At 57.5% G+C, this 16,288-nt stretch carries 13 protein-coding genes and 1 pseudogene; 1 reads left to right on the forward strand and 13 read right to left on the reverse strand.

Features of this window, described 5'->3' with window-relative positions; genetic code table 11:
- Nucleotides 1-12: 12 nt before the first annotated feature.
- The 3 genes and pseudogenes from tssF to LXM88_RS27690 form a co-directional block, all read right to left on the reverse strand.
- Nucleotides 13-1,866 carry a type VI secretion system baseplate subunit TssF gene (gene tssF, locus LXM88_RS27680; RefSeq protein WP_262546042.1) on the reverse strand — a complete coding sequence of 618 codons (1,854 nt, stop codon included), beginning with the start codon at nt 1,864-1,866 and terminating at the stop codon, nt 13-15.
- Nucleotides 1,863-3,125, reverse strand: coding sequence for a type VI secretion IcmF C-terminal domain-containing protein (locus tag LXM88_RS37125; protein ID WP_318654718.1), 1,263 nt, complete (start codon nt 3,123-3,125; stop codon nt 1,863-1,865). Before LXM88_RS37125 ends, tssF begins: the two co-directional genes overlap by 4 nt.
- A 36-nt stretch (nt 3,126-3,161) precedes the next feature.
- Nucleotides 3,162-3,647, reverse strand: a pseudogene (locus tag LXM88_RS27690) (ImcF-related family protein); the annotation flags it as partial.
- A 140-nt stretch (nt 3,648-3,787) separates the two neighbouring features.
- On the opposite strand from LXM88_RS27690, the gene LXM88_RS27695 reads away from it, so the two are divergent.
- Nucleotides 3,788-4,879, forward strand: coding sequence for an IS630 family transposase (locus LXM88_RS27695; RefSeq protein WP_262530515.1), 1,092 nt, complete (start codon nt 3,788-3,790; stop codon nt 4,877-4,879).
- Here the strand turns inward: LXM88_RS27695 and LXM88_RS27700 are convergent.
- From LXM88_RS27700 to LXM88_RS27745, 10 genes are all read right to left on the reverse strand, one after another.
- Complete coding sequence (locus tag LXM88_RS27700; RefSeq protein ID WP_262546044.1) at nt 4,814-6,565, reverse strand: ImcF-related family protein; 1,752 nt, start codon at nt 6,563-6,565, stop codon at nt 4,814-4,816. The genes LXM88_RS27695 and LXM88_RS27700 overlap by 66 nt on opposite strands.
- On the reverse strand, nt 6,531-7,859 hold the full coding sequence (locus LXM88_RS27705) for a hypothetical protein (protein WP_262546046.1): 1,329 nt from the start codon (nt 7,857-7,859) through the stop codon (nt 6,531-6,533). The genes LXM88_RS27700 and LXM88_RS27705 overlap by 35 nt, the downstream gene beginning before the upstream one ends.
- Nucleotides 7,859-8,119 (reverse strand): PAAR domain-containing protein, encoded by a 261-nt coding sequence (locus LXM88_RS27710; RefSeq protein ID WP_262546946.1) that lies wholly within the window; start codon nt 8,117-8,119, stop codon nt 7,859-7,861. Before LXM88_RS27710 ends, LXM88_RS27705 begins: the two co-directional genes overlap by 1 nt.
- Nucleotides 8,120-8,138: 19 nt before the next feature.
- Complete coding sequence (locus LXM88_RS27715) at nt 8,139-8,750, reverse strand: hypothetical protein (protein WP_262546048.1); 612 nt, start codon at nt 8,748-8,750, stop codon at nt 8,139-8,141.
- 184 nt (nt 8,751-8,934) lie between these two features.
- Nucleotides 8,935-9,201, reverse strand: a complete 267-nt coding sequence (locus LXM88_RS27720; protein WP_262546050.1) for a PAAR domain-containing protein — start codon at nt 9,199-9,201, stop codon at nt 8,935-8,937.
- A gap of 25 nt (nt 9,202-9,226) precedes the next feature.
- Nucleotides 9,227-9,691, reverse strand: a complete 465-nt coding sequence (locus tag LXM88_RS27725; protein ID WP_262546052.1) for a hypothetical protein — start codon at nt 9,689-9,691, stop codon at nt 9,227-9,229.
- A gap of 115 nt (nt 9,692-9,806) precedes the next feature.
- The gene (locus tag LXM88_RS27730; protein ID WP_262546055.1) at nt 9,807-10,433 is read right to left on the reverse strand and encodes a hypothetical protein; all 627 of its coding nucleotides are present in this window, start codon (nt 10,431-10,433) and stop codon (nt 9,807-9,809) included.
- Between the two features lie 301 nt (nt 10,434-10,734).
- A complete protein-coding gene (locus LXM88_RS27735; protein WP_262546057.1) occupies nt 10,735-11,244 on the reverse strand; it encodes a hypothetical protein in 510 nt (169 codons plus the stop codon).
- 110 nt (nt 11,245-11,354) lie between these two features.
- Complete coding sequence (locus LXM88_RS27740; RefSeq protein WP_262546059.1) at nt 11,355-13,700, reverse strand: M23 family metallopeptidase; 2,346 nt, start codon at nt 13,698-13,700, stop codon at nt 11,355-11,357.
- 5 nt (nt 13,701-13,705) lie between these two features.
- On the reverse strand, nt 13,706-16,057 hold the full coding sequence (locus tag LXM88_RS27745; protein WP_262546947.1) for a type VI secretion system Vgr family protein: 2,352 nt from the start codon (nt 16,055-16,057) through the stop codon (nt 13,706-13,708).
- Nucleotides 16,058-16,288 lie beyond the last annotated feature (231 nt).

Here is a 16,288-nt window from a genome sequence, read left to right on the forward strand (position 1 = left end):
GTGTTCTCGGTATCACAACCAGTCTCCCGTCCTGCTCATGCACGGATAGCGCCGGATCGGGCCGCCCACGCCTTCGTACAGAACGAGCCGCACCGCAAAGTGGCAACACGCGTAGCGGCCTACGAAGCGGCTGAGTACGTCGCCGAACAGCGCGACGTCGCCCGGTCCCGCGAAACCCGACGGTTCGATACTTACGTTCACGTTCACGATGCGATCGACGCGCGCACCCACCAGTTCCGTTTCCTCGTCGAGCCACACGTAATGGATGGCCTCGATGCGTCGCCGGTTATCGTCCTGTCGCGTCCAGTCGTATAACAACAGCGCGCCGCGCAACACCTTCGCGTCCATCATGTTCAGTTCGCTCGCACCGGCCGCATTGAAGTGAGAGATCACCTGCCAGTCATAGTCGCCACCACGCGGGGGATATAGCGGCATCGTCGGGGCCGTCAGGTTGCGTACGCGCTCGACACCGTTAAAAGTCGAAGCAGGCGTGGCAATCATCGATTCACGCAGGGCCATCCGCGGCAACCGGCCATTGTTTGCCAACACCCGAACCGTCACGTGTCCGTCCGGCACGCTGCCCGGCTCATCCCATAGGTGCCCCCCTAACGTCACGACCATCTCGCGCTGGCCGGTCACGCCCCGCCGAATCGACGTGTGGTAGTAGCGATCCGGCGACTCGTGCCGCATCATCCCGCCGCGGTGACGGAATTCCTTGATCGACCGATACGCGTATTGATTGGCAGTGCGCGGATCGGTCGCCACGACTGACAGCGCATCGTAGGGCTCGACGTGCTCGCCCGCTGACGCGGGCGGAAGCACCGGATAGTCGCGATCGTGTACGTTGGGTCGGATTGCCTGCGCGTCCAGCTCGAACAGGTTGATCACCGGCGTGCAGAACAACCGGATATTGTCCGCGCCGAACGTGGCGTCACCGGGTAGCCGATCCCGGATCGCGATTTCGAATTCAAGACGCGTTTCGCCCGGTGGCACACTCGCCGCGTCGAAACCGCACAAGTCGACGAAGTGGAACTTCTCCGGGAACGCAAAATATTCGAGCATCGTCTGCTCACGATCGAGATCGGCGTCGCGTGCGTCGCGCTCGATCGGCCAAAGTCGCGCCTGCGCGCCAAAGCCAGCCGCCTCGAACCTCATCGCCGGACGCGGCTGTAGCTGGCCGTCGAGCATGCGCGGCATGCGCACGCCGATCGACTCGATCTGGCGCGTGAACACCGCGTACAGCGCGGATGCAGTCGGCCGGTCGCCATGCAGGTAAAGCCGGATGCGCGACAGGTCATCCAGTAACCGCTGCTCGCGGTGCAGCAGGTCGAATGCGAGCCGAATCACCGTGCGACCGTCCTCGCGCATGCGCGCGTACGCCTCGCGCACGTTGAGCGGCAACAGGCTTACCGCCTGAGTGGTTCGATAAACGCATATCGTCCCGTCCCGGCCGACCGGTGTCGAACGGACCTGCAACCCCGGCGGCAACGTATCGAGAACCCGCGCCTCGCCGCTGCGGGGCATGCACTCAAGAATCGCCAGCGACGGAATCGTGCGACCTGCATGCGGCCACAGGTGGTCGATCAGCGGATCGGCGATTTCCGGAAACGCGTCGTCGAGCTTCATGCGCAGCCGGCTCGCGAGGAAAGCGAAGCCCTCGTAAGTCTGCTCGACGCTGTCGTGGAGCGCACCGGGCATCATCGTCATTCCCACCCGGCGGGCGCCTTGCGGCTGGTCCCTCGCAAATTCCCGCCCCGCTTCGCGCAGGTAGCGCATCTCGGCGTCGAAGTAGCGCAGGTATGGATCGTCCTCCGCGCCGAAGCTGCCCCCTTCGGGCATCAACGGTTTATTTTTGTCATCGTTCATGGCTGGAGATCCGGTGGCAACGGCGGCAGGAGCGGCAATGCGGACACGACACCCGCCTTGCCGACGACGAAAATGCGATCAGGCATTCGGAACCCGCGCAGTTTCAGCAGGTCGATCGGCCCGGCACCGACCTGTGCGCGCAGCACGTACGAAAGCGGCTCGCCGTTCCCGGTGTTCCACGTGAGCCGATAGCGCGTGTTATCAAGCTGCTTGACGTCCGCCTTGCTCAGCAGACGGAGGAACGCCCAATCGCCGGTCGAATCAAACGCCTGCCGCAGGCCCGCGTCGAGCGTCTGCCACGTGAGCCCCGCGTGTCCGTTCAGGCCATTTCCCGGCCACGCCAGCGGCGTCCAGCGCTCCTGCTGATTGAAATGGACGATCTGCTTGCCGTCGACCGACAGTTCCGAGCGAGTTACCTTCGGTGTCGGCAGCGCCATCATTTCGAATTTCTCTCCTGCGTCGCCCTGCAAGTAGAGTTGCGCGCCAACCGTCGACAACTGCCGGACGGCGCTCAGGAATTTGGGGTCGAACTGCAGCGCCTGCGGCGCAAACTCGTTCGGCGTCCAGTGATCGCCCTCCAGCTTCATCACGCCGGCCAGTTGTGTGGTGACGAAACGCGCAATCAATCCGGTATCGGGCCGCACATAGCGGCCAAGCTCGGCGAAGGACGCATCGGCCTGCGTATCGAAGAACGGATAGCGGCCGCTCATCGCTGCGTTGAAGGGCGCAGCAACACTGGCTCGCCATGCGTCGTTCAGGCTCGCTGCGGCCGGTTGCAGGATCGTCTGCCACGCGGACTCGAGCGGCCGCGTAAACACCGCATCGCCAAAACCCGCCCACGCCGTACCCAGGCTTGCGGCCGTCAGCGCCGCGTCATCGCGCGCCTGCGACAACTCCGACAACTTCCCCTGGAACACCGCCTGTGCAAGCGAGCGCGCCATCGCCTGCGCATCGGGACTGCCGGAAATCTGCTGCAACTTCAGCCGCATCGTCGTGACTGCCGTCAGGTAGCGCGACAGGCTCACGCCGTTCAGCGCGATACTGGCCGGCGCAGCGCTCTTCCCATTTGCAGCGACGGGCGACGCGCCTGTGTCGCCCATCAGCACGAGCAGCGGGCCAAACGGCTTGTCGAGCGGGTTGACGACGGCCGCCCCCGCCTGCTCGTCCGTGCCGATCAGGTCTTGCGCCTTGCGCACCAGCGTGTCGGCCAGCGCCTGCGACGGGCGACCCGCCTGCGCCTGATACTGCACGGATTTCATCAGCGCGATCAACGGCGACGTCTGTGCATCCGCGAGTCGAGAAAGCTGTTCGACCGCGCCGCCGAGATTGGATGCCGACTGCCACTGCATACTGTTGAGCATGCGCTGCCACGCAGCCGTGTACTCGCCAAAATAGCGCGCCGTCAGCCGCTGCTTCAGTTCCTCGGCCGCACGCTTCTCGTCGACGATCGCGTTGGTTTTCGTCTGCGACGCCTGCGAACCGGTCAACACCCAGTCACTGCTCACCCGGCGCTCGTGCGACGCCTTGTCGATCGCCGCAGCGATCATCCCGTCCCATGCTGCGCGCGTATAGATTCCCGGTACAGTCTGCGACGCCGTGAACATCCCGTAGGCATCGGCACCGTTCAGGAGGGTTTCGAGCGACGCGTCGGCGTATTTGTTCTTAACGTCGTCGAGAATACTTTGGTACACCGTGTCGTCGGCCGATGCGAGTCCCATTTGGGTGACCAGCATGTTACGGGTCGAGGTCACGACACTGTCGTCCATCGCAATCCGCCATTCGGGATGCGCTTTGAGGTGATCGGCGTAAAACGCCGCGAGCCGACGGCCGGTATCGTCGCGCTCGCCTAGTGTCCTGTTCTGTTGTTAACTGATCTATGTTCACGTAGCATGTTGACGTCAACGGAACGGGAGACGTCAGCATGGCGATGGGACGACCGAAGGCGGAACTGGTGCTGAGCGAAGACGAGCGCTCTCAGCTGATGTCGATAGCACGTTCTCGTTCGATTTCGGCTGCGCTGGTCGCGCGGGCGCGCATCGTGCTGGCGGCTGCTGACGGCGAACCCAACAGCGCGATCGCGCAACGCCTGCAACTCACGCGTGCCACGGTGGGCAAGTGGCGTCTGCGGTTTCTGGAGCAGCGAATCAACGGACTCTATGACGAAGTACGCCCCGGCAAGCCACGCACGATCGACGACGAGCGGCTGGCTCAACTGATTCATAAGACCCTGCACACGAAGCCAGCAGATGGCTCCACTCACTGGAGCGTGCGCACGATTGCCGCCGAAACTGCCATCTCGCCAACGAGCGTGCACCGTTACTTCAAGCTGCTGGGTCTGCAACCGCATCGCAGCGAAAGCTTCAAGCTCTCGACCGATCAGTTCTTCATCGAGAAGCTGCGCGATGTGGTCGGCTTGTACTTGAGCCCACCGGAGAACGCCCTGGTGCTGTGCGTGGACGAGAAGAGCCAGTGTCAGGCGCTCGAGCGCACGCAACCGATGCTGCCGATGGGTTTCGGCTACGTCGAAGGCGTCACGCACGACTATGTTCGTCACGGTACCACCACGCTGTTTGCTGCACTGAACGTGCTCAATGGCGCCGTGCTCGCGACCTGCAAGCCACGTCATCGACACCAGGAATTCCTGTCGTTCCTGCGTGAAATCGACAAGGCTGTCCCGGCTGATCTCGACGTGCACTGCATCGTGGACAACTACGGCAGTCACAAGCATCCGAAGGTCAAGGCGTGGCTGGCAGCCCGCCCCCGCTGGCACATGCATTTCATCCCCACCTACAGTTCGTGGCTTAACCAGGTCGAACGCTTCTTTGCGCTGATCACTGACAAAGCGATCCGCAGAGGCTCGTTCAGCTCGGTCAAACAACTGATCAACCGTATCGATCAATTCGTCTCCCACTACAACGAAAACTGCAAACCGTTCGTCTGGACCGCGTCAGCCGATTCCATCCTCGAAAAGCTGCACAGACTTTGTTCGCGAATCAGCGGAACAGGACACTAGCGGCATCTCGACGGGTCGCAACCACAAGGCGACCAGCAGGCGCTTTAGAAACGCCGGATCGGCGCGCGACGGGTCGCCGAGCATCAGGTACGTCTTGAGCGCGTTGTAGGTACTGCTGCGTATGTCCTGCGATTGAAGGCTGTCGGCTCGTGCCTGGTCGGCGGCTTTCAGCAGTTCGCCGATCGTTTGCACGACGGGTATCTGCAAGTTACGGGTCGCCGCGCTTCGGTATGGTTGCCAGAGACCACTCAGAATATCGTCATTGCGCGACAGGCCCGCGCGCAGGTACCACGGCGCGCCATGCTGCTGCCGGTATTCAAGCTTTTCCATCAACTGCTGTAGCGCGAGCTGTGTGCGCCAAGCGACTGCCGTCTGTGGTCGGGCGCTGACGGCAGCGTTCGCCGTCGCCTCCGCCTCGCGCATGAGTTGCTGGTTGCCGACGAACGATGCGGTCATCCATATGCACCATGTAATCGCGGCAACGGTCACGCACATCGCCAGCGCGTTCGGCCAGTAGAACCCCACGCGCCGACCATTGCCTCGTCGGCTGGCAATTTCGAGCCATGTTGGCAACAACGCGGCGGGTTGCCTCGGGAACTCGACCGTTCCGTTCGGAACAGTCGCAGCGTTTGGCGCCGCGCTCCCGTCCCCACCCTCGGCGACCGGCGCAGGCGCCGGCATGGTCACCGTCGTTGCAAATACAGGCGCGAACATCACCCCCGCCAGCGGCGCTCGCAAAGAGTGCGAAGCAAGTAGCGCTTGCCAGCTCGTGACGATGTATTCGTGCTGTTTACCGATGTATCGCGAGATTTCGGCGAGATAGGTGATGTGCGTGGGGGCGGCACAAAGCTGCACGCCTGCATCCGCCATGCCACGCTCTATGGCCGCAAGCTGGTCGCGTAAAGCCACCGCCGCTTGCGCCTCCCTGTACGCCAGCCCCGGAAATGCGCCAATTGCCTCGAACGACTCGGGGCTTCCGCCCTGCGCGGGCACCGCATGCAAGAAGGTAACCGGCGCGGCCCAACCAAGATCGCTCGCAAGCGCGGCGAGCACACGCGGCAGTTCGGTATCCCGTTCATCGAAATCCACGTGCATGACCTGCACAATGCTATCGACCGGCCGCCGACGCCGCAGCCTCCGGATTTGGCGACGCCACTCGCTCGCGTCGATGCCGTCAGGTGCCGCGTGCACGAGGATCGCGTTGCCGACGGACATCGCACCCGCGCGCTTGAGGCCCGGCGCGACTTTATCGATCAACGCGTCTGTCCCGCTCACCAGCAGCCACGGTGATCGGTATCGCCAGCGCCAGCCTTGCGAGACACGTAGTTCATCGACCATACGTTGCAGACGTGCGTCGCGTTTGAGCGGTTTCTGCGCCTCCGTCGTGTCGCCGGTCTCCTTGCGAAACATCCGTCCAGCAACGGCGTATGCGCCGATGAAAAACAAGCAGAAATGTATCGCGATGAAGCTGAGCAGGGCGATGACGATGATGATCACCACCTGCATACGCGCCACACCGGGTGCGAGATCGAACAGGTCGCCCCGGCCCCACACGAGGCCAATCGCGAGCGCGGCGGCGATCAGGGCGGCAACGGTCACTCCCCAGAGCGCGAGACGTCCAGAGGGCGCAGATTCCTCAGCGGAGGCTGAGTCAAGCGGTCGCAAGGTCAGTTTCGGATCGGTCATGCTGAGTGTGTTCAGGCAACGAAGGCTCCTTCCCATGTGTATCGGGAAGAACGTGAACAATGGCGGACTGCACGCCATCGATGATCAGATGCGGTGTGTCCGCCGCACCACATTCGGTGGCGGCTGCGACGGACAGCCAGCCGCTGGCGCTACCAAAATCGCCGACGATGTAGGCGAGGTCGCATTGGGCGTCGCTGTTCGCAAGCGCATCCAGATTCGCGATGCGCAGCCCCTGATTGCAACGCTTGGCGGCACGCGTGACCCATGCACGCGTCACGGCAGAGAAATCCGCCCTGCCCCAAATCACGGCATTCGCGAATCCGTACTCGATCTCGTCGGCGTTGCCCTCGATGGGTCGATGCAGGGTTCCCATCACGGGCACACCTTCAGGTAGACGGTAGAAGCCGGCATCGAGCAGCATCGCGACACATCCCTCCGTGCTGCCGGCCGGAGGCTGTCGTTCGTGCCATGCCGTTGCAATCACGAGCAGCGGGCATGCCTCGCGGGCGTCGAGCCACGCGTCAGCCACCAGCAATCCGTGCGAAGCCGGTACCGCCAACACGGTAAGCGGTGGCAGACCGTCCAATTGCAGCGCGTCGCGCACCTCCTGCTCGCGCAAGACTTCCTCGCCGGGTTCGGCCAGCACGCGCACCTTTGGCCAATAAGCCGATTCATAGAGCGTGAGCGCGTGCAGGCTCGCAGTGAGCGGTTCAAGCGCTTCGGCAATCCTGAGTGCAAGCTGAGTAACGGGTCGCTTTGGAGCCGCATCCTCTACGGCACCGGCCCCACTCTCGTCATCCGGATCGGCCAAGTCGGGCTCGTCGAACGTTTCCGGCGGGTCATCAAAGCGGCAATGCTCGATGACACCCGCGCCCGAGCGGGGCTGCTGCTGCCGCGGCAGACGCGCGCCAGCATGAATGGCATGTGAAAGCGTCTGGTCGTTCAAGGGCAAGCAGTAGCCGACGCCAAGCACTCGAAGCGGCTGCTGCGCGACACGGATGCGCTCCGCCAGCCATCGGTCGCGATGGAGGTTGCGGTGGTATGCGCGATACCATACGGCCTCATAGCGTGCGCGCTCGATCGTGAAGAGCAAACCGAACAAGCCGTTCGGGATACCGACGACACAGAACCAGAACCATGTGCCGCCCGCTCGATCCCCCTTCGGCCACATCAGCAGGGCAATGCCCGCCCCGACCACCGCGCAGGCCAGCCAGATGCAAAACCACCACGGCCAGAAGCGTGGACGACGCGGATAGGCGCTCGGGCGCCCCGCCCGAGAGAGGTCGACGGGCATTACGCGAAGTGGACGTTCGGCAACGACGAGATCAACCGACAGCCACATGCGCAGCGATGGCCGTCCAGCGCGAACAGCTTGTGGTCGCGATCGGGAAACTTGTCGGCGCCCTCGTCAATGACGGTCGGGCCGTGCAGTTCGCAGATCGCCTCGTCGCCCTTGCGGGCAAGCGGCCTGCCCATGAATTCGGTCCAGGGCGAGCCACTGGTGACTTCGCCGCCATGTTCGAGTTTGTCGCCTTTGCGGATGGGAGATTTCATTTTGGCTTGCACCTTACGACTATTTTCCGATCTTTATGGATTCAATAATTCTTTTGATTGAATTTAATTTATCTGCCGATTTTTTGCCAGACTTTCCACCGGGAGTGGGTGGCTGCTCAATGATGGCGGAGACAAAAATTGCCGGAGGCATATTGATTTCTTTTGATGAAATTAACGCTGCCACATAACAGACTGCGGGACGTTTTTCTTCAGCTTCAGAAATGTCGCAGAGCGTGTTATCAGCCTCATATACGATAAAATCACCAATTTTTTCCTTTCTTGTTTCGTAGAGCGTGCTATAGCCACCTTCTACGTACACAAGAGCATCATCAGGCAATGGAGAAATCCGATTTCTACCTTCCGAAGAAATTTCTCTATATTTAACGAATCCATTGTCTTGTGCAATTTTGTCGGAAGCGTTGTTGTACAGACATATGGCGGCTGTCGTTTCCAGTCGATTAACATCTACGCATACGGAGCCGGAGCCATCTGGGTTGATTCGTTTGTTTTCGTAAGTTGGCAGATGAATCTTTGTCCCGTTGTTAAATGTAAGATTTTGTGCATATGAAGGTGATGTGAGCCAAGGCAACCCGGTTAAAATGATAAGCGTGATGGCGGTTATATTTTTCATGTTAGATCCATTAGTATTTTTGAAGTCCGTTGAGTGTGGTTAATACAACTTTCCAGCCAAATCGGCAGGACAATGCCCGCCCCGACCACCGCGCAGGCCAGCCAGATGCAGAACCACCACGGCCAGAAGCGTGGGCGGCGCGGATAGGCGCTCGGGCGCCCGGCCCGAGAAAGGTCGACGGGCATTACGCGAAGTTGACGTTCGGCAACGACGAGATCAACCGACAGCCACATGCGCAGCGATGGCCGTCCAGCGCGAACAGCTTGAGGTCGCGATCGGGAAACTTGTCGGCGCCCTCGTCAATGACGGTCGGACCGTGCAGTTCGCAGGTCGACTCGTCGCCCTTGCAAGCAAGTGGCCTGCCCATGAATGTCCTCCGGGGCGAGCCGCTGGTGACCTCATCGCCATGTTTGAGTTTGTCGCCTTTGCGAATCGACGATTTTGCATTCATGTTGCCGCCAAAATTAATCCACTTATCACCTTGCAATTGACAATTTAGTGATACACCTTTTGGGGACACCTTGATCCCAATAAGTGCTAACCAAGTAACGCCTCTTTTTATCCACCCAAAGGTTAGCAAATTCATCCCCACATGACGGAAATCTCTCCACGAACTCATTAGACGATGGAGAAAACGTGAAAACTCTATCGACCTCATACGCCCCCATCCCATCGTCTATGTGCGACACCGAAAAGCCAAGCCGCCCACTAAAATCATAACTATCGATTTCGATAATCGGGGGCTTTTCTGTATCGACGCTTACCTCGCCCTGCTTAATCCCGTTCTTTCCGAATAGCCTCCAAACCAAATTTGAACCTTTGATCTCCACTACAGCCACGGCTCCCGGAGACGGCATAAAACGTTTTGAGAAATCAGCAGCAAACGTCAAAAATGATATCGCGAGCGCTACCAAAACCAGCAAAATTCTGATAAACGTCATATATCACTCTGGCCCAAGCATGTTTGCCAAAATCAATTTTTTGAGTGAAGTTAATTAGTCAACACTTCTCCGGCAACATCAACCTCATCATTAAGCTCAGATTGTTTCAAGGGTTTCATTTTTGTTTAAAAAGTGCCACACAGGCATCATCCGTTGTTACGACCCGTCTGTTATTTTCGATATCCCATACCCCCGGATAGGATTCTTGAGAACAATCCATTCTCCCAGTTGGCGCAACATAGCGTCCGTCAGGAGAAATTATCGCTGCCCCCGCATCACCACCACCAAAGGCTGTTTTCTTCAGTTCACTGATTTTTCGACCGACAACATATGCACCTTTCACAGACACAAGGTTTCGCGAAGTACCGACACGAGCTACGGTAGCCAGATATGTAAATGGTTGCGCGTTAACAAAATCAAGCGCAACATAAATTCCCTTCGAGACATTTATATCCGATAGCACACCAACACCCGAAGGAATCGACAGAACGTGAACCCCTTCCCCAGCTCGGCAATGATCTAGCTGATGCTTATCAACATAACTCGTCTCGGAGAGCATGACTGCCGATTTGTCGAAGCTTTCGACCGCGTAACGCGGCTCTCTATCAAGTGAGCAAATTTTTGAGCTACCCACTTTTAACGAGGCCCCGACTACCTCATAGGCGTCACCCGCATATACGCTCCCAGCAATAAAAGATGAAGCCAGCACAAGCAAATGTCGCCTAAATTTGTCCATTTTCATGCCATCATGAAATTGTTTTTGGCAAAAACGCACGAATGCAAGGCGTCGCCCCAATTGCCCCTTAATAGCACTCGCACCGTCGCACCGCTCCGCTGTCGATGCATTGATTAACCTTCATCGCCCAACGCACTTCCCATCTCACGGAACAATCATTTCATTGCGAACAACAATATTTACCGAATAAACTCCAAGATAATAATTAACAACTTGAGCACGAAAATCAGCCGAGAAAATCTTCAATACAAACAGGATAAAATATCTTACCCAACCAATCGCCACAACCACCAACACCCACAAGTAACTACCTACCAAAATTAAACAATGTTGTACACGCTTTGCTGCCAATTTCCACTACCTTTCCCGTTCTTATTTCAATGACGTCAAATTTCAAGTCGGTCCCGCACTGATGTCGATCTAGCGATATATATTTTCCATCAAGCGATATAACGGGGTTCATGTCTGGAGATGCCTCCTCTCCCAATTTAGACTTTCTTACAGTATTCCGATAGAAGCCTGGCATTTCAACCAAATTCCTGTCACTTCCGATCCTCCCAACAACCGCCACAAAACTCAAAGGAGAAACAGCAACCGGTACCATTGATGCATAAATTCCCGATTTAATGTTTATGTCCGATAGGAAGCCGACGTGGGGGGCTGCACGCCTAACATGAACCGGCGTGTCAGCCTTGCAATGACTTAACTCGTCGACAGGAACGTAGTCAGTACCAGAAACTATAATTGCCTCACCATCTGAACTGACTGTCGCGTCTATGGGTTTTTTGTCGATTAGGCAATGAAGGTCGCCAGCCATCGTTCGCACAGATAAGCTGTAAGGTTTCGCTGTGTTCACGGCACCATTAGTCTGACAGTACCCTTGAACCGAGACAGCTAGCAGACCAATAAGTGCGAACATTTTTACTTTCAAAGAAGGATCTCCTTGATCATGCGCGTATACTTGATTCTCTTATCAATCCCGTTTAATTCTCCATTAATCCCCTTAGTAACATCCTTTATTACCTGCTCCTCTTTCGTGAAATCAGCCACTGTTTTCGGTATACAAAAACTATCCTTATCGATAGCGCGGACAACTTTTGGCCTGAGGCAGGCTATATACCAAGCTCCAGAATCCAAGCAATTTTCCGGTTCCGTGGCAATAATTTGAGGATTGTCGATGCGGGCAGGTATTTTTTTCATCAGCACGCGATTTTTCGATCCATATTGAGGATCACTCCACCACGAGGCAGTAAAATTCGATTGATGAATCCACCCTCGATACAACCAATAGTCAGAGTAATTACTTCGAAATGTAATCTGCTTAAACCCGCGACCACGGAATTTTTGAGCATCCTCTCTATCACAGTTCCCAAATCTCCAATCATATGATGACGCTATGAAGCCGCCTTTTGAATTGTATTTGGTCAGTCTGAAGTATGGATCATCCTCAGAGGGAATTTCACCGTACCAATGCCCAAGGTCCTTTTCAGATTTTACCGAAATTGGATTTGTGCGAACCCCGTAAACCGCAACTTCAGTCACTTTCCCCACCATACTCGACTCCTGCATGGTGCAGAGAAAATTGGACTCCACCGCCCCCTGTCCTAAGAAATGTGCCTGCTTCAGATAACTCATCAGCCCGTATTTTCGCAGAGAAAAATTCAAGGATTTTCTGTATTTTTCCCGGATAGCACTCGCATTGCCAGACATGTGACTATCTGAGTAAAGCAATGCGAACTCCTCTTTGCTGAACCATGCCGATTTTCTGAAGTGCCGAATAAACGCAAGTGGATGGAAAAACCACAGCTTCTGCCCTGCCGGAAGTCCTGTCTTGTTCCAAAACTGAACTTCCTTCAGATACTTCATGAAATCGTTGTAGCCCTTGTCATTGCCGTGGTAATAGCCCCCCTCATCAAGCAACTTCGCGTAGCGCTCCTCGTTATTTGTACTGTCCCACTCGCTGGGCGCGTTACAGACAAATCCGTACAACTGCTGGCGTACCTGATCGTTGTATTTCACATAGTTCGAAAGCGCAGCTGCCTTCTGGTTTTCGGTCGTTTTTACCACTACCGTTGGCTGTTCACCTTCTGCAGCGACCTTGACGATTTTTTTCAACGCATCTACATCGCATAGACCGTCGCTGCCGAACGGTGTATTGCCGTTGCTAATTTTCTGCCAGCCCATAAAGGACAGGAAATCCGCGTCGGAGAATTTGTGAATATTCGAATCGTTGATATCGATGTAGCCAGCCCTGTCCGCCGCCCAGTTGACTTGCATCCATGTCACGCATGCATCGGCAGCCAATTTTTTGTCCGTGGACAGGATGCGACCAAAACGCAGCAGTTCGTAACCATCGCTCGGACATGACGAATAAAGCGCTGTGGCACGCTTATACAGATCGTATTCGTAGTCCTTTTCCTCAACGGGCTGTGGCGTGAGCAGCGCGCGGGTGCCGTCCTGTGCCAAGCTCCAAACATTGGTGTATTTCGAGCCGAGGCTGAAGTACGTCTCGACAAGCAACGGCAGGGTGTTCGAGCCCTCGTGACCTGGCTTGAATGCGATTCCGTGTAATTTGTTGCGGGCATCGGCCTTTTCAGGCAGACGGCGAAACGTGCTGCCTGCTGGAATGACGAAGTACGCATGCCCCCACCAGTCTGTTTCAGTAGGAGCGGGAGGGGTAGGCGTGCTGTTACCCAGTTGCGTGCGCCCAAAATAGGCGTCGAAATCCTCCGGCAACATGAAGATTTCGAAATGCAAATGCGGCATATCTTCATATTTTCCAAGCCACCCAAGCACGTCCTTGCGCCGGACCTTCTTGCCCTCCCCCGAGACCGCCGGCGTCACCTGCCCCTTGCTCACCGGGCCAGTCGGCATGCGCAAGAACTCGTAAGGCAACTCTTTAGAGTCCGCACTGTGCTCCCCATATTCCACCAACGGCAGCAGATGCATGTAGAGAGAATAGAACGTCAGCGTGCGGCCTTCGCCAGTCTCGGTTGTATGTTTGAGTAACACAAAGCCGGTATGGCTCGTGCCGCTGTCAACCCCATGCTGACACACCCGGTAGGCAACGACCTCACCATCGGCGATCGCGTACACCTTGCTCTTTGTATTCGGCTGAAGATGCACACCACAATGCCAGCGCCGATCGAAGGCGATCGGGTAGACACCATGGGCGCATTCGAATTTGTCCACCGCGTCCATCATCAGATCGGGGTTCGTCCCGGTCGGGGCCGCGAGACCTGCTTCCGGCAAAAAGGGAGGGCTGATGATCATGGTCGTTAATGCGTGTGGCTATATCGGGTGTTCGGCTGATAGTCGCTTACCGGCAGTTGTGGCAGGTCGACCGATGTATGGCCTGGCCCTTCGAACTTGAACGACGCCGCTTTGATACGGAATTCACCCGGACAGTTGAAGACAATGCTGCCGTTTTCGATGGTCATTGACGCGCCGCCGCTGGCCACCATCGCCTTTGTCTTGGCGTTCACGAGCACGTTCGCGTTGGCGCTCGACATGTGCAATTGCTGGTCGGAAAAGAGATCCATGGGGGCGCCTTGTGCCTGCAACTCGATTTTCCCTTTCGAGAAAATCTTGATGCCAAGCTTGTGCGCGCACAGCGATATCAGGTCGCCCGCCACCATGCGCAGGCGCTTGACGATGCTCACGTCCATGTCCTGGCCTGCGGTGACGATCACGTTCTCGCCCGCCGAGTGCTGCGTCGATTTCGGTGTCACGAATGCCATGCCGCCGGGAGCGCTCGCAAGCAGCCCCGCGTCGCGAAGCTGATTCAGCCCGTCGAGCAGTGCCGCCTGCGCCGCACGGTCCGCAGGGGCGGCCTTGGCCTGCGTCGTCGCTGCCGCAAGGTCCGTTACGCGCTGCAAAGCTGCCTTGAGCTGCGCGATCGCGGCAGGCATATCGAGGTGCGGCGTCTCGGACCCGGCTGCTGCGTCCGCCGAGAAAAACAGCCCCTTCGGCGCGCGCACCGTGCCCCAGTGCTGCGTGGTCAGTTCGAAGCCCTCACCGCGCTTGTTCTTCTCCCTGTCGACCAGGAAGCCCAAGTTGAGCGACGACTGCCCGAACACCGTCGCCAGCCGAATGCCCTCGTGATTTTTCAAATCTTCGAAGCGCAGCTTGTTGCCAAGCAACGGTGAACGGAACACGGCACGGCTATACCAGCCCTCCTTGCCATGCACCAGATCCCGGCGCGCGTAGTCATGAACCGCCCCGGCAATCAGCAATCGATCGCAATTGCCTTGCGTCGGGACAACGCGAACCTCCGTTCTTGGCAACAAGGGGATGTGCAAGCCACCCTGATACGACGCAGACGTCCGCAGCAGGCGCAACGGCATGCTGTTCGTGCCACGTTTGCCGCTGTGCCGAGTGAACAGAAACTTGACGCGATAGCGCCCGTGTTCATCCATCCACGCGTACGGTTCGTCATCGCCGGACTCGACCACACCGATCAGCATGCCGGTGATCCATCGCCAGTGCTTTTCGGGCACATACTCCGGCCGGTAGGTCTGGTGCGCGGGGATCGCTTCGAAGGTATTGATCACCGACTGGCTGCGACTGCCGGTCGTGACGAGCTTCGTGATCACGATCCCGTGTGGCGCTTCGGGCACCACGTCATTGGTGATCCGCACCACCATGCCGGGCATCATGCCAATCACGTTACTCGTGCCCGCGAGCCGCATCTGCCGCGTGAGCAGTTCGTCACGCCGCGCGTCAGCCAGCGCCTGCCCCTCGTCGACCGAATGGAAGTGCTCGATGCTGCGGTTCACGCTCCCATAGACCGAGCGGTCGTCGTCGGACACGACCGATTCGACCTGCAACGGATCGTCTGGAGTGCGATAGTTGTGATCCCATTCGCGTACCGTCTGCGGCACCAGCGCACGCGTGGCTTCCAACGTCAGAATCGCCTCGTGCCAACTCACCAGACCAGAGTGCGGCAGCAACGGCACTTCGAGCGCACGCACATAACCTCGCGCTGTATTGCCGAACACCAATGTGTCTCGTTGCGGACCGTCTTCTTTCTTCGCCTGTTTGAAGTAGTAGTAGACCCCGGCGCGCCGGCAATGCCGGTCGATAAAGTTCGCGACCGTCTCCTCGTACATCACGGTTTGTTCGAACTTCCCGTCAAGCCCTTCCAGCTCGAACTCGACATCGAAGGAATGGAACAGATTGCGGTCGACGATCGCGTCGGTGAGCAACTCGCGCAAGGATCGGTCGAGAAACACTGCCGAGTCATGCACCGACTCGAGCAGCGCGAGGCGCGGCTTCAGATGCAGTTGATAGGTTGCCTCGTCACGCGTGGTCTTGATCCGCGTCCACTGCGTGACGATACCGTGCACGGTGCGTGCGGTGCGACGCACGGGGTCGATCAACCCCGGCAGGGACGGCACCGAAGCATGCTCGTCGATCATGAAGATCGCCGGCCGCCCGACGCAGGCCGCGCCATCGATATGCTTGTCTGGAGACGTGACCGTGATGTCGGCCAGAAACGGCGTGTTCATCGCCTCCGTGAGCGTGAATTCGAACACGGAAAGCGGAGAGGCAAGCGTCGCGATCTCGAGATGAAGAGACTGGGTAACGATCGCGCTCGGGTGTTTGAGCACATCCTGAATGGTTCGCATGGCCACCGTTGCATGACGGGTTACATACATCGGCACGCCCATTCGCTACAACCTCAGGAATAAGATGCCGTCATATTTTCCCGAGTTAAGCAAATCTTCATAACAAAATCCATGAGACAAATACGAAATTTTCGAAAGTTGCAAATTAAATCTGCAACATCAAAATTAAGTTTGCAAATCGTTAAAATTTCGTAATTTCCAACCCGAAATGAAACATCGAAATCTCTCGCG

It is taken from the genome of Burkholderia sp. S-53 (assembly GCF_025560745.1).
Taxonomy (GTDB): domain Bacteria; phylum Pseudomonadota; class Gammaproteobacteria; order Burkholderiales; family Burkholderiaceae; genus Burkholderia; species Burkholderia pyrrocinia.

Coding starts and splice junctions, on each gene's coding strand:
- LXM88_RS27695 (WP_262530515.1), top strand. CDS start 3,788: ATGGCGATGGGACGACCGAAGGCGGAACTGGTGCTGAGCGAAGACGAG.
- LXM88_RS27700 (WP_262546044.1), bottom strand. CDS start 6,565: ATGACCGATCCGAAACTGACCTTGCGACCGCTTGACTCAGCCTCCGCT.
- tssF (WP_262546042.1), bottom strand. CDS start 1,866: ATGAACGATGACAAAAATAAACCGTTGATGCCCGAAGGGGGCAGCTTC.
- LXM88_RS27740 (WP_262546059.1), bottom strand. CDS start 13,700: ATGATCATCAGCCCTCCCTTTTTGCCGGAAGCAGGTCTCGCGGCCCCG.
- LXM88_RS27725 (WP_262546052.1), bottom strand. CDS start 9,691: ATGACGTTTATCAGAATTTTGCTGGTTTTGGTAGCGCTCGCGATATCA.
- LXM88_RS27745 (WP_262546947.1), bottom strand. CDS start 16,057: ATGCGAACCATTCAGGATGTGCTCAAACACCCGAGCGCGATCGTTACC.
- LXM88_RS27715 (WP_262546048.1), bottom strand. CDS start 8,750: ATGAAAAATATAACCGCCATCACGCTTATCATTTTAACCGGGTTGCCT.
- LXM88_RS27720 (WP_262546050.1), bottom strand. CDS start 9,201: ATGAATGCAAAATCGTCGATTCGCAAAGGCGACAAACTCAAACATGGC.
- LXM88_RS37125 (WP_318654718.1), bottom strand. CDS start 3,125: ATGAAATCCGTGCAGTATCAGGCGCAGGCGGGTCGCCCGTCGCAGGCG.
- LXM88_RS27730 (WP_262546055.1), bottom strand. CDS start 10,433: ATGAAAATGGACAAATTTAGGCGACATTTGCTTGTGCTGGCTTCATCT.
- LXM88_RS27710 (WP_262546946.1), bottom strand. CDS start 8,119: ATGAAATCTCCCATCCGCAAAGGCGACAAACTCGAACATGGCGGCGAA.
- LXM88_RS27735 (WP_262546057.1), bottom strand. CDS start 11,244: ATGGCTGGCGACCTTCATTGCCTAATCGACAAAAAACCCATAGACGCG.
- LXM88_RS27705 (WP_262546046.1), bottom strand. CDS start 7,859: ATGCCCGTCGACCTCTCTCGGGCGGGGCGCCCGAGCGCCTATCCGCGT.